This is a genomic window from Streptomyces sp. NPDC057424 (assembly GCF_042803315.1).
Taxonomy (GTDB): Bacteria; Actinomycetota; Actinomycetes; order Streptomycetales; family Streptomycetaceae; genus Streptomyces.
Map to the genome: position 1 here is coordinate 34,675 of NZ_JBHVCP010000029.1, position 12,104 is coordinate 46,778.

General features: G+C 70.4%; 12 protein-coding genes and 1 pseudogene. 7 read left to right on the top strand and 6 right to left on the bottom strand.

Translation table 11 applies throughout. The features are described 5' to 3' along the window. Positions 1–122: 122 nt before the first annotated feature. The 4 genes from ACFU3E_RS22700 to ACFU3E_RS22715 are packed head-to-tail and all read left to right on the top strand — an operon-like array spanning position 123 to position 4,616. Positions 123–1,088, top strand: a complete 966-nt coding sequence (locus ACFU3E_RS22700; RefSeq protein ID WP_384161037.1) for a carbohydrate ABC transporter permease — start codon at positions 123–125, stop codon at positions 1,086–1,088. Positions 1,089–1,104: 16 nt separating this feature from the next. Continuing rightward, on the top strand, positions 1,105–2,028 hold the full coding sequence (locus ACFU3E_RS22705) for a carbohydrate ABC transporter permease (protein WP_384161040.1): 924 nt from the start codon (positions 1,105–1,107) through the stop codon (positions 2,026–2,028). A gap of 10 nt (positions 2,029–2,038) precedes the next feature. Further along, complete coding sequence (locus ACFU3E_RS22710; RefSeq protein WP_384161043.1) at positions 2,039–3,388, top strand: ABC transporter substrate-binding protein; 1,350 nt, start codon at positions 2,039–2,041, stop codon at positions 3,386–3,388. Between the two features lie 28 nt (positions 3,389–3,416). Further along, positions 3,417–4,616 (top strand): Gfo/Idh/MocA family protein, encoded by a 1,200-nt coding sequence (locus tag ACFU3E_RS22715; RefSeq protein WP_384161046.1) that lies wholly within the window; start codon positions 3,417–3,419, stop codon positions 4,614–4,616. 28 nt (positions 4,617–4,644) lie between these two features. On the opposite strand, the gene ACFU3E_RS22720 is transcribed toward ACFU3E_RS22715, so the two are convergent. The 4 genes from ACFU3E_RS22720 to ACFU3E_RS22735 all read right to left on the bottom strand — a co-directional run bounded on the left by ACFU3E_RS22720 (position 4,645) and on the right by ACFU3E_RS22735 (position 8,241). Then, entirely contained in the window at positions 4,645–5,340 is a 696-nt protein-coding gene (locus ACFU3E_RS22720; RefSeq protein ID WP_384161048.1) for a L,D-transpeptidase family protein, read from the bottom strand. A 178-nt stretch (positions 5,341–5,518) separates the two neighbouring features. Beyond that, positions 5,519–6,433 (bottom strand): SDR family oxidoreductase, encoded by a 915-nt coding sequence (locus ACFU3E_RS22725; protein ID WP_384161051.1) that lies wholly within the window; start codon positions 6,431–6,433, stop codon positions 5,519–5,521. 90 nt (positions 6,434–6,523) lie between these two features. Then, positions 6,524–7,153, bottom strand: a complete 630-nt coding sequence (locus tag ACFU3E_RS22730) for an MBL fold metallo-hydrolase (RefSeq protein WP_384161054.1) — start codon at positions 7,151–7,153, stop codon at positions 6,524–6,526. Next, a complete protein-coding gene (locus ACFU3E_RS22735; protein WP_384161057.1) occupies positions 7,153–8,241 on the bottom strand; it encodes an S-(hydroxymethyl)mycothiol dehydrogenase in 1,089 nt (362 codons plus the stop codon). Before ACFU3E_RS22735 ends, ACFU3E_RS22730 begins: the two co-directional genes overlap by 1 nt. Positions 8,242–8,404: 163 nt before the next feature. Here ACFU3E_RS22735 and ACFU3E_RS22740 point away from each other — a divergent pair, with 163 nt between their 5' ends. Continuing rightward, a complete protein-coding gene (locus tag ACFU3E_RS22740) occupies positions 8,405–10,159 on the top strand; it encodes an ABC transporter ATP-binding protein (protein WP_384161060.1) in 1,755 nt (584 codons plus the stop codon). Positions 10,160–10,216: 57 nt separating this feature from the next. Here ACFU3E_RS22740 and ACFU3E_RS22745 read toward each other — a convergent pair whose 3' ends face one another. Next, the gene (locus ACFU3E_RS22745) at positions 10,217–10,504 is read right to left on the bottom strand and encodes a hypothetical protein (protein WP_384161063.1); all 288 of its coding nucleotides are present in this window, start codon (positions 10,502–10,504) and stop codon (positions 10,217–10,219) included. Positions 10,505–10,677: 173 nt separating this feature from the next. Here ACFU3E_RS22745 and ACFU3E_RS22750 point away from each other — a divergent pair, with 173 nt between their 5' ends. Together ACFU3E_RS22750 and ACFU3E_RS22755 are read left to right on the top strand one after the other, a co-directional pair. Beyond that, complete coding sequence (locus tag ACFU3E_RS22750) at positions 10,678–11,043, top strand: nuclear transport factor 2 family protein (RefSeq protein WP_384161066.1); 366 nt, start codon at positions 10,678–10,680, stop codon at positions 11,041–11,043. Positions 11,044–11,092: 49 nt separating this feature from the next. Then, a pseudogene (locus ACFU3E_RS22755) lies at positions 11,093–11,273 on the top strand (tetrahydrofolate dehydrogenase/cyclohydrolase catalytic domain-containing protein); the annotation flags it as partial. 96 nt (positions 11,274–11,369) lie between these two features. Here ACFU3E_RS22755 and ACFU3E_RS22760 read toward each other — a convergent pair. Next, entirely contained in the window at positions 11,370–12,029 is a 660-nt protein-coding gene (locus tag ACFU3E_RS22760) for a TetR/AcrR family transcriptional regulator (protein WP_384161069.1), read from the bottom strand. Between the last annotated feature and the right edge of the window lie 75 nt (positions 12,030–12,104).

A 12,104-nucleotide genomic window follows, 5' to 3' on the forward strand; every position in this document is an offset into this window, starting at 1 on the left:
ACCACTCTAGGCCGATGCCGGCCAGGCGAAAAGATGTTTGCAGGCCTCTTGACGCAGCAATTGTTTCGCACCAAAAGTAAGTCCCGCCAGAGGACAAGCCGCCGCAGCGAGGGAGTCTCCCGATGACCATCGCCTCCAGCAGTCCTCCTTCACGTCTGCCCACGGGCGGCGCGGCGGAGGCCCGCAGCAGGACCGGGACGCGACAGGGGGTGTCCGGGGAGGACCGGGGGGACGGGCGGCTGGCCGCGCTCTTCATCGCGCCGGCACTGCTCGGCTTCCTGGCCTTCCTGCTCTGGCCGACGCTCCGGGGCATCTATCTGAGCTTCACCCGCTTCAACCTGCTGACGCCGGCGGAATGGGTGGGCCTGGACAACTACGTCCGCATGGTCAACGACCCCATCTTCTGGGACTCCCTCCGGGTCACCGTCGAGTACGTCGTCCTCAACATCGGCGTCCAGACGGTCGCGGCGCTCGCCATCGCCGTCCTGCTCCAGCGGCTGACCCGGTCGGCGATGCTGCGCGGCATCGTGCTGACGCCGTACCTGATGTCGAACGTCGTCGCCGGTCTGGTCTGGCTGTGGATCCTCGACACCCAGCTCGGCATCGGCAACGAGATCATCAGCGGCCTCGGCGTCGACCGCATCCCGTTCCTCGCCGACGAGACCTGGGCGATCCCGACGATCGCTCTCATCAACGTGTGGCGGCACGTGGGCTACACCGCCCTGCTGCTGTTCGCCGGCCTCCAGGCCATCCCGGGTGACATGTACGAGGCGGCCCGGGTGGACGGCGCGAGCGAGTGGCGGATGTTCTGGCGGATCACCATGCCGCTGCTGCGGCCGGTCCTCGCGGTCGTGCTGATCATGACGGTGATCGGGTCGTTCCAGGTGTTCGACACCGTCGCCGTGACCACCGCGGGGGGTCCGGCGAACGCCACCAACGTCCTGCAGTACTACATCTACGGCTCGGCCTTCGGCCGCTTCCAGTTCGGCTACGCCTCGGCCATGTCCGTCGCCCTGCTGGTCGTGCTGAGCGCGATCACCATCCTCCAGTACCGGCTCACCCGGGCCGGCCGGACCGACCTCGGCTGAGAAGGGAGACACCGCCGTGACTGCCGTGACGACAACGACGCCTACCACCCTGCGGCCGGACCGGCGCAGGTTCCCCTTCGGGCGGGCCGCCGCCTGGACCGGGATGGGACTGATCGTCCTCATCACCCTGCTGCCGTTCTACTGGATCCTGCGCACCGCGCTCTCCACCAACGCGGGCCTGAACGCCGACCCCACCAACCCCCTGCCGGTGGACCTCACCACCAGCGGCTTCGCACGGGCCCTGGGGCTGCAGTCGTCCGAGGAGGCGATCGCGCAGGGCGGCGCGGGCGGCGGGCTGGACTTCTGGCGCTACCTGCTCAACTCGGTGCTGGTGTCGACCATGATCACCGGCTGTCAGATCTTCTTCTCCGCGATGGCCGCGTACGCCTTCTCGCGACTGCGGTGGCGGGGCCGGGACACGATGTTCGGGCTGTTCCTGGCCGGGATGATGGTGCCAGCCATCTTCACGCTCCTGCCGAACTTCGTGCTGATCAAACAACTGCACCTGATCGACACGCTCCTGGGTATCGCGCTGCCCACCATGTTCATGACCCCGTTCGCGGTGTTCTTCCTGCGGCAGTTCTTCATGAACATCCCGAAGGAGGTCGAGGAGGCCGCGCTGCTCGACGGCGCCGGGAAGATCAAGATCTTCTTCCGGGTGGTCCTGCCGATGGCGTCCACGCCGGTCATCACGCTGGCCGTGCTGACGTACATCACCTCCTGGAACGACTACTTCTGGCCGCTGATGGTCTCCTACAGCGACAGCTCACGCGTGCTGACCGTGGCGCTGGCGGTCTTCCGGGCGCAGACCCCGCAGACCGGCGTCGACTGGTCCGGGCTCATGGCGGCCACGCTGATCGCCGCGCTGCCGATGCTGGTGCTGTTCGCCTGCTTCGCCCGCCGCATCGTCAGCTCCATCGGCTTCACCGGGATCAAGTAAGGGGACTGGGATGCGAATTCGACTTCGTCCGCTCGTCGCGGCGACCGGAGCGCTGGCGCTGTCCCTGGTCAGCGGGTGCGCGCAGGGAGGTGCCGCCGGATCCTCCGCCCACACGGTCACGTACTGGCTCTGGGACGCCAACCAGCTGCCCGCCTACCAGGCCTGCGCGAAGGGGTTCGAGAAGGAGAACCCCGGACTCGAGGTGAAGATCACGCAGTTGGGCTGGTCCGACTACTGGACCAAGCTCACCGCCGGGTTCATCGCGGGCACCCAGCCGGACGTGTTCACCGACCACATCCAGAACTTCGGCCAGTTCGCCGACCTGGAGGTCCTCGAACCGCTCGACGACCTCGGCATCGAGGACTCCGACTACCAGCCGGGCCTCGCCGCCAACTGGGTCGGCCAGGACGGCCACCGCTACGGCGCCCCCAAGGACTGGGACACGGTCGCGCTGTTCTACAACTCGAAGCTGACCGAGGACGCCGGCCTCACCGCGGAGCAGCTCAATGACCTGTCCTGGAACCCGAAGGACGGCGGCACCTTCGAGAAGGCCATCGCCCACCTCACCGTCGACAGGAACGGCAAGCGGGGTGACGAGCCGGGCTTCGACAAGGACAACGTCAAGGTGTACGGCATGGCCAGCAACGGCGGCGGGTTCGGCGACGGCCAGACCCAGTGGAGCACCTTCGCCGCCTCCGCCGGCTGGAGCTACCTCGACAAGCCGCGCTGGGGCACGAAGTACCAGTACGACAGCAAGACCTTCCAGTCCGTCATCCGGTGGTACTTCGGCCTGGCGAAGAAGGGCTACATGCCGCCGCTGTCCGACTACAACGTCCAGTCCAACCAGGCGAACACCCAGGTCGCCGCGGGCAAGGCGGCCACCGCGTTCGACGGCGCCTGGATGATCTCCACGTACGCGGGCTTCAAGGGCAAGGACATCAAGACCGCTCTGACGCCGGCCGGCCCGACCGGCAGGCGCGCCACGATGCTGAACGGCCTCGCCGACTCGATCACCAAGGCCTCCAAGAACAAGGCGGGCGCCCGCAAGTGGGTCGCCTACCTGGCCTCGGACCGGTGCCAGACCATCGTCGGCAAGTCCGGGGTCGTGTTCCCCGCCACCCCGGCCGGGACCGAGGCGGCCGTCGCCGCGTACCGGAAGAAGGGCATCGACGTCTCGGCGTTCACCGAGCCCCTCGCCGACAAGATGCGCTTCCGGACCTTCTCCTATCCGATCGCCAGCTACTCGGCGGACATGACGGCGCTGATGGCGCCCGCGATGGAGGACATCTACGGCAACGGGGAGCCCGTGAGCAGCCTCGACCAGACCAACGAACAGATCAACCTGATCCTCTCGCAGTGATCCCCCACCAGTGAAGGGCACGCCTTACATGACGTTCTCCATCGGCATCGTCGGCGCCGGACAGTTCTCGGGCCAGTTCGCCACCCTGTTCCAGGCCCACCCCGGCGTCAGCGACGTCTACGTCACCGACCTGCTGCCCGAGCGGGCCGGCCAACTCGCCTCCGCCCAGGGGCTGGCGGGCACCTTCCCGTCCTACCAGGCCATGCTGGAGTCGGAGGACGTCGACGCCGTCGCGATCTTCACCCAGCGCTGGACGCACGGGCCCCTGGTGCTCCAGGGCCTGAACGCGGGCAAGCACGTGTACTCCGCCGTCCCCATGGCCATCAGCACGGAGGAGATCGCGGCGATCATCGACACGGTCAAGGCCACCGGGCTGACCTACATGATGGGCGAGACCAGCGAGTACAACCCGGCCACGGTCCACGCCCGCAACCAGATCGCCGAGGGCGCCTTCGGGCGGCTCTTCTACGCCGAGGGCGACTACGTGCACGACATGGATCTGGGGTTCTACGAGGCCTACCGGTACAGCGGCGGCGAGAACTGGAAGGCGACCGCCAGCTATCCCCCGCTGCTGTACCCGACCCACGCGGTCGGCGGGGTGCTGGGCGCTTGGAGGACGCACGCGGTGAGCGTGTCGGCGATCGGGGTCGTCGACGACCGGGGCGACGGCGTCTTCGACAAGGACGTCAGCCAGTTCGGCAACGACGTCTCCAACGCCACCGCGCTGTTCGAGGTGGCGGGCGGTGGCTCGTTCCGTACGAACGAGTTCCGGCGGGTCGGCTACCCCTCACACATACGCGAGTCGCGCTTCCGCTTCTTCGGCACCGAGGCCAGCATGGAGCAGCTCGCCACGGTCGCCCTGTGGCAGGACAAGCAAGGGGTGAAGGACATCAGCGAACTGCTGGAGCCCAAGCCCACCATGGCACCCGACGACCCCTCGCTCCAGCACATCGCGCCTGAGCTGCGGGCCGCCTTCACCTCCGGGTCGGCGCCCGTGCACGACCGGGCACGGCTGCCGAGGGAGTTCGACCACCTCCACAACGGCCACGAGGGCAGCCACCACTTCCTGGTGGACGACTTCGTGACCGCCGTCAACGACCGCACGCTGCCGTCGGTGAACGCCTGGGTGGCCGCCCGCTACACCCTGCCGGGCATCATCGCGCACGAGTCGGCGCGGCGGGGTGGCGTGCGGCTGGAGATCCCGGACTTCGGGGGCGCGCCCGAGTAGGGGCTCAGCGCGGGCCGGGTGCCTGGGATCAGGTGCCCGGCTTGCGGCCGTACACGTAGACGTCGTCGTTCTTCTTCAGCAGCGACCAGTACTTCTTGGCGTCGGTCTTGGTCATGTTGACGCAGCCGTGCGAGCCCGGCGGGTTCCACATGCTGACGCCGACCGAGTGGAAGGCCTGGCCGCCGTCGAAGAACTGGGCGTAGGGCATCGGCACGTCGTAGATGGACGAGACGTGGTCGATGTTGCGCCAGTAGACCTTCTTCAGGCCGGTGCGGGTCTCGTACCCGTCGCGGCCGGTGCGGACCGGGACGGGGCCGTAGACGAGCTTCTTGCCGTCCTGGATCCAGCTCAGCTGGAGCGTCAGGTTCACACAGGCGATCCGGCCCTTGTTCACCGGGCACTTGCCGTCCTTGTTGGGGTTCTTCCCGACGGCCTTCTGCTTCTGCATCAGGTCCATCACGCCCCAGGTGACGGGCCCGGCGTAGCCGATGTTCGGGGAGATGCCGTGCTTGGTCTGGAAGGCGCGGATGGCCTTGCAGTCGGCGGCGGACTGCTTGCCGTCGACCGGACGGCCGAGGAACTTCTCCACCTTCTTCTGGTGCGGGCCGGCCTGCGTGGTGCAGCTCGCGGCCTGGGCCGGCGTGGCGCCGAGTGCGAGCGTGAGCGGTGTCACCAGACCGGTGATCCCCAGTGCGACGGCGCTCCGTCTGCGTACGTCCCCCATGGCTGGTCATGCCCTTTCGCGAAAGTCGGGTCTGCGATGTCTGCCAGCTAGACGGACGGAGAACGGTTCCGGTTGTGCGGCCGGGCGCGCTGGGACGGAACAGTGACATACCCCACCGGTACAGGGTGGACATACCTTGACATAGTGGTTGATTGAGGAGATCAGGGCCCAGGGGCCGTCAGCGGTAGCCGACCGTGTCCGCCGGCTTGCCCGCGTCCTGGACCTCCACGAGGTAGCGCCAGGCGTCCGGGCGGCTGCCGTCGAGGTCGGTGAAGCCGTACACCTGGGCGAGTCCGCCGCTGGACAACGACTGCCCGTTCCAGCGCGCCACCTCCGCGTCGGCGGCGAGTGCGGCCACCGCCCGGCCCACGTAGCGCGGGGTCTCCGAGATGGCGAAGTGGGGGACGCGTTCCAGGGCGTCGCGCCAGTTCTCCTCGCGCACCTCGAAGGCGTCCAGCATGATCTCCGAGCGCATCCAGCCCGGGGTGAGGGCGACGGCGGTGGCGCCGCGCGGGCCGAGTTCGTGACCGAGGGCGAAGGCCATGCGCAGGACGGACGTCTTGGCGAGGTCGTAGAAGAAGCTGTTGCGGTAGTTCGCGCCGTTGTAGTCGGCGGTGCCGTCGGTGACCTCGACGACCAGGCCGCCGGGGTTGCGCAGCAGCAGGGGCAGGGCGTGGTGGCTGGTGACGGCGTGCGTCTCGACGGCGAGCCGGAGCAGGTGCAGGCCGTTGTCGAGATCGTGCTCCCAGAGCGGGGTGTCCCACTCGAAGAGCTTCTCTCCGCCCCAGATGTCGTTGACGAGGACGTCGAGGCGGCCCTGCTCGTCCGCGACGCGGTCGACGAGGGCGCGGACCTGCGCCGGGTCGAGGTGGTCGGTGGGCACGGCGACGCCCCGCCCGCCGGCCTCGGTGACCAGGTCGGCGGTGTCCTCGATGGTCTCCGGACGGTCGTACTCCGAGCGGCCGGCGCGGGTGCTGCGGCCGGTGACGTAGACCGTGGCGCCGGCCGCGCCGAGTTCCACCGCGATCCCCCGTCCGGCGCCCCGGGTCGCCCCGGCGACCAGTGCGACCTTGCCCTGCAACGGAGCTGACATGTCCGGCCTCCCGTGTCCTCGACTGCTTGCCGCTCTCAGCGTGACGGGTAAGCCGGACATCTTCTGTCGCCTTTTCCGGGCGGCCCGCGGTCAGTGCCCCCGGGCGATCCACTCCTGCAGGTGCGGGGCCTCCGCGCCGATGGTGGTGGAGTCCCCGTGTCCGGTGCGGACCGTCGTCCCGGGCGGCAGGGTGAGCAGCCGGTCGCGGATGGAGTCGACGATGGTCGGGAAGTGCGAGAAGGACCGGCCGGTGGCACCCGGGCCGCCCTGGAAGAGGGTGTCGCCGGTGAAGACGGTGCCCAGCCCCGGGTCGTAGAGGCAGACCGCGCCGGGCGCGTGCCCCGGGGTGTGCAGGACCCGCAGGTCGGCGCCGCCGGCCTCGATCACCTGGCCGTCGACGAGCCAGGCGTCCGGCTCGCGGTCCGGGTGGGTCTGCTTCCACAGCGGCAGGTCGTCGTGGTGCAGCCAGATGGTGGCGCCGGTGCGCTCGGCGAGGGCGGGGGCGGCGTCGATGTGATCGTTGTGGGCGTGGGTGCACACGATGGCCGTCAGCCGGCGGTCCCCGACGGCCTCGGCGATGGCGTCGGCGTCGTGGGCGGCGTCGATGACGATCACCTCGTGGTCGTCGCCGACGATCCACACGTTGTTGTCGACGTCCCAGGTGCCGCCGTCGAGGCTGAACTGCCCCGAGGTGACGAGGTGTTCGATACGCGTCGTCATCACAGCACCACCACCGAACGCAGCACGTCACCGTGGTGCATCCGCTCGAACGCCTTCTCCACCTCGTCGAGCTGGATCGTCTCGGTCACGAACGCGCCGAGGTCCAGGCGCCCCTGCAGATGCAGGTCGATCAGCATCGGGAAGTCGCGGGAGGGCAGGCAGTCGCCGTACCAGCTCGACTTCAGTGCTCCGCCGCGGCCGAAGACGTCGAGCAGCGGCAGTTCGAGCTTCATCTCCGGCGTGGGGACGCCGACGAGGACGACCGTGCCGGCGAGGTCCCGGGCGTAGAAGGCCTGCTTGTACGTCTCCGGGCGGCCGACGGCCTCGATGACGACATCGGCGCCGAAGCCGCCGGTGAGCTCGCGGATCGCCTCCACCGGGTCGCTCTCGCGCGAGTTGACGGTGTGCGTGGCGCCCATGGAGCGGGCGGTGCGAAGCTTGCGGTCGTCGATGTCGACGGCGATGATCGTCGCCGCTCCGGCCAGCTGCGATCCGGCGATGGCCGCGTCACCGACCCCACCGCAGCCGATGACGGCGACCGAGTCGCCCCGGCCGACGTTCCCGGTGTTGATGGCGGCGCCGACCCCGGCCATCACACCGCAGCCCAGCAGCCCGGCCACCTGCGGGGCCACGCCCGGGTCGACCTTGGTGCACTGTCCGGCCGCGACCAGCGTCTTCTCCGCGAAGGCGCCGATGCCGAGGGCCGGGGACAGCTCCTGGCCGGTCGAGGCGAGGGTCATCTTCTGCTCAGCGTTGTGGGTGTCGAAGCAGTACCAGGGCCGCCCGCGCAGACAGGCCCGGCACTTCCCGCACACCGCACGCCAGTTGAGGATCACGAAGTCCCCGGGCACGACATCGGTGACACCGGCGCCGACCGCCTCGACCACGCCCGCGGCCTCGTGGCCCAGCAGGAACGGGAACTCGTCGTTGATGCCGCCCTGCTTGTAGTGCAGGTCGGTGTGACACACCCCGCAGGCCTGCACCCGCACGACGGCCTCGCCCGGGCCGGGGTCGGGTACCACGACCGTCTCGATCCGCACCGGCTCGTCCCTGCCGGGGGCGATCACGCCGCGTACTTCCTGGGCCATGGTGCTGACTCCTTCGTCGGCCGGGGTCCGTTCCCTTCCGACCCTACGCGCGACTGATCGGTGAGGGGTGCTGATCGGCCACCCTGTTCCGCGCCGGAAAGGGCAGGCCACACGGGTCGGCGGCGACGTAGCCTGAACGCTCCGCCGACGCCGAGGGAGCGCCGTGAGCATCGCAGAGACCGAGACCGCCACACCCGCGTGGCGGCAGCTCCTCGGATACGTCCGGCCGCACCGCTGGTCCCTTGTCGCGGGGGCGCTGCTCTCGCTGGTCACCGGGGCGACCGGGCTGCTGCTGCCGCTGGTGGCGCGGGAACTGATCGACGACCTGTCGCACGAGCGGGCCATCACCGGCGCCCTGCTGGCGATGTCGGCCCTGGTCGTGGCCAACGCGGCGGTGGGAGCACTGGGTTCGTACGTGCTGACCCGCACCGCCGAGTCGGTGGTGCTCGGCGCGCGGCGCGCCCTGTCGTCGTATCTGCTGCGGCTGCGGATCACGGCCGTGGACCGCAGCGAACCCGGGGACCTGATGGCCCGCATCACCTCGGACACCACCCTGCTGCGCGCGGTCACCACCGACTCGCTGGTCGGCCTGGGCACGGGCGGGCTCACGCTCGTCGCCACGGTGGTGATGATGGGCCTGGTGGACGCCGTGCTGCTGGGCGTCACCCTGGCCGTGATCCTGGGCGCGGGCGTGATCCTCGGGGTGATCGTGCCGCGTATCAACAAGGCGAGCCGGGAGGCGCAGACCGCGGTGGGGGTCATGGGTGCCTCGCTGGAGCGGATCCTCGGCGCCCTGCGCACGGTGAAGGCGTCCGGGGCCGAGCACCGGGAGGAGCGGACGCTCCACGAGGCGGCGCAGGAGTCGTGGCGGCAGAGCGTGCGGGCCGCCAAGTGGTCGGCGGCCGCGGGCAACACCGCGGGGCTGTCCATGCAGGTCGCCTTCATCACGGTGCTCGCCGTGGGCGGGGCGCGGGTCGCGACCGGCGCGGTCGACGTGGGCACACTGGTCGCGTTCCTGCTGTACGTCTTCTACCTGATGTCGCCGATACAGCAGGTCGTCGGCGCCATCACGCAGTACCAGACGGGGGCCGCGGCCCTCACCCGCATCGAGGAGGCGCTGCGCCTGCCCGCCGAGCCTGCCGCCGAGGCCGCGCCGCTGCCCTCCCCGGGCGCGCAGCCTGCCGCCCTCGCCTTCGACGACGTCCGCTTCCGCTACGCCGACGACCTGCCCTACGTCCACCACGGAGTGACGTTCACCGTGCCCGCCCAGGGCATGACGGCGTTCGTCGGCCCGTCCGGCGCCGGCAAGACCACCGTCTTCTCGCTGATCGAGCGGTTCTACGACCCCGAGTCCGGTGTCATCACGGTGGACGGGAAGGACCTGAACGACTGGGAGCTGCCCCGGCTGCGCGCCGCGATCGGCTACGTGGAGCAGGACGCGCCGGTCCTGTCGGGCTCCCTGCGGGACAATCTGCTGCTGGGCCATCCGGAAGCGGACGAGGACGCCCTCGCGCGGGTGCTCAAGACGACCCGTCTCGACGGCCTGGTCTCCCGGTTGCCCGCCGGCCTCGACACGCTCGTGGGGCACCGCGGCACCAAGCTGTCCGGCGGTGAGCGGCAGCGCGTCGCCATCGCCCGCGCGCTGCTGCGCCGCCCCCGGCTGCTGCTGCTCGACGAGGCGACCTCGCAGCTGGACGCGGTGAACGAGGCGGCGCTGCGCGACACCGTCGCGGACGTGGCGCGGTCGACCACGGTCCTCGTCGTGGCGCACCGGCTGTCGACGGTGACGATGGCCGACCGGATCGTGGTGATGGACGCGGGCCGGGTCCGGGCCGTCGGCACGCACCGTGAGCTCGTGACGGCCGATCCGCTCTACGCGGAGCTGGCGGCGACGCAGTTCCTGGCCACCGCGGACTGAGTCCGGGCGTGCGTGCGGGCCGCCCGGCTCCGGGCGGCCCGCACGTACGCGCTGCGGTCAGCGGACGTTGGGAAGGAAGCCGAAGACCGGGGAGACCAGGCCGACGACCTGGTTCAGCTGGTCGAGGTCGTTGAGGCGGTTGAGTCCGGCCAGCTGCGAGGAGGGCCGCGGGATCTCGTCCTTGTGCTCGGCGGGGATGTCGCTCACGGTCAGCGAGTCGAGCGTGGCCATCGGGCTGAGCGGGCTCTTCGCTTCCGCTTCGGCCGCGTTCGCCATCGGCGCGACGAGGCCGGTGACCCCAGCGGCGAGACCAACGGCGGCGACGATACGTCGTGTTGAGATCATGCCTTTCGCAACGCGGGCGGGTCCCCGGCGGACACGGGCGGACGGTGCCGCTCACCCGTCAGGCCCAGTGCCCCGGCTGCGCTTGCCGAGCCCGCCGGGCGGGAGGACGCTCGTCAGGAGAGGCCTTTCACGGCCCGCTCCCGCCGGGCCACGGCCCTTCGAAGGAGGTCATCATGGGAACCGCGGCAGACCCCGCCTTCGACCGGGAGACCCTGCGCCGGGGCCTGGAAGGACAGACCCCGGACATCCTGCTCTCCCTGTACGCCGACGATGCGGAGCTGCGCATCGTGGACCGCACGACCCAGCCGAGCCACCCCAAGGTTCTGCACGGCCGGGACGAGATCGGCCAGATGCTGGAGGACGTCTACAGCCGGGACATGTCGCACAAGCTGGAGCGGTGCGTCATCCAGGGCGACGAGGCCGCCTACAGCGAGAGCTGCGAGTACGCGGACGGGGTGCGCGTCCTGTCCGAGTCCATGATCGCGCTGCGCGGCGGCAAGATCGCCGAGCAGACTCTGGTCCAGGCCTGGGACGAGTAGCAGGAGCGGGGCATCGAGGGAGGACGGCACCGCGCTCGCCCGGTGCACGGTGGAGGAGACCGGCAAGCGGGCGGCCGTCCTCACCGAGCGGACGGGTGCGGCGCCCTGTCCCGGTGCTCGTCGGGGAGGACGCCGCCTCGGTCACGTACGTCCGGATGAAGCAGAACCGCTGCCGCACGGCCGGCATGGCCTCCCGGCACGTGACGCTGCCCGCCGCCATTTCGGCGAGCCGCGGCTTTGCGCCGCCGTCGGAGAGGACCGGGCGGCCCGGGTGTCTCGGGCCGGTCGCCAGAACGAGCCCCGGGTGGCTGTGCCCGGCAGCCGCCTCACCCTTCCGGCTTCCACCCCGGTGGCCACAGGATGCCCAGTAGCTGCATGACCAGTTCGTCGACGACCTCGTCGAGTGTCGCGTCGACCCAGCCGGCGCTCCAGTCGTGCAGCAGGCCGTTGACGCTGCCGATGAAACCCGTCGCGGCCAGGCGGTAGTCGCGGGGGGCGGCCTCGCCGCGCGCGGCGGCCGCGTCGGCCTCGGCGCGGATGAGGTCGACCCAGCCGGCCCGGCGGGCGAGCCGCTGCTCCTCCAGGCGCGGGCTGACGCCGATGATCTCGACGAAGGTGATGCGGATCCGGCGCGGATCGGCGGCGACGTTCCCGGCGTAGGCGCGGAAGATGGCCGTGGCGCGTTCGACGAGCGGCAGGTCCGCCGCGCCCGCGGCCGCCTCCAGCACGGCAGCCTCGGCCCAGCCGTTGACCTGGAGGTGCAACGCGGCGAGTACGTCCTCGAGGGTGCGGAACTCCTCGTAGAACTGGCGGGTGGAGAGACCGGCCGATTCGCTGAGCGCCGCGACCGTGGTGGAGCGGAAGCCGGGGGTGTCGCCGAACAGCTGGAGCGCGGCGCCGAGGAACCGCCGGCGCCGCTCGGCCTGCCGCTCCTGGGCGGACTTGCCGCCATAGCGGCCGGTCGGCGCTCTGAGTCTCCCCGGCACCGGCTCTCCCTTCGTCGCTCGAACACTGATTTTGTCGTGCACGCGGTCTTGTGGAGAAGGCAGCCCCTTCCTTAC

Coding starts and splice junctions, on each gene's coding strand:
- ACFU3E_RS22750 (WP_384161066.1), top strand. CDS start 10,678: ATGGGAACCGCGGCAGACCCCGCCTTCGACCGGGAGACCCTGCGCCGG.
- ACFU3E_RS22730 (WP_384161054.1), bottom strand. CDS start 7,153: ATGACGACGCGTATCGAACACCTCGTCACCTCGGGGCAGTTCAGCCTC.
- ACFU3E_RS22735 (WP_384161057.1), bottom strand. CDS start 8,241: ATGGCCCAGGAAGTACGCGGCGTGATCGCCCCCGGCAGGGACGAGCCG.
- ACFU3E_RS22720 (WP_384161048.1), bottom strand. CDS start 5,340: ATGGGGGACGTACGCAGACGGAGCGCCGTCGCACTGGGGATCACCGGT.
- ACFU3E_RS22700 (WP_384161037.1), top strand. CDS start 123: ATGACCATCGCCTCCAGCAGTCCTCCTTCACGTCTGCCCACGGGCGGC.
- ACFU3E_RS22715 (WP_384161046.1), top strand. CDS start 3,417: ATGACGTTCTCCATCGGCATCGTCGGCGCCGGACAGTTCTCGGGCCAG.
- ACFU3E_RS22710 (WP_384161043.1), top strand. CDS start 2,039: ATGCGAATTCGACTTCGTCCGCTCGTCGCGGCGACCGGAGCGCTGGCG.
- ACFU3E_RS22725 (WP_384161051.1), bottom strand. CDS start 6,433: ATGTCAGCTCCGTTGCAGGGCAAGGTCGCACTGGTCGCCGGGGCGACC.
- ACFU3E_RS22745 (WP_384161063.1), bottom strand. CDS start 10,504: ATGATCTCAACACGACGTATCGTCGCCGCCGTTGGTCTCGCCGCTGGG.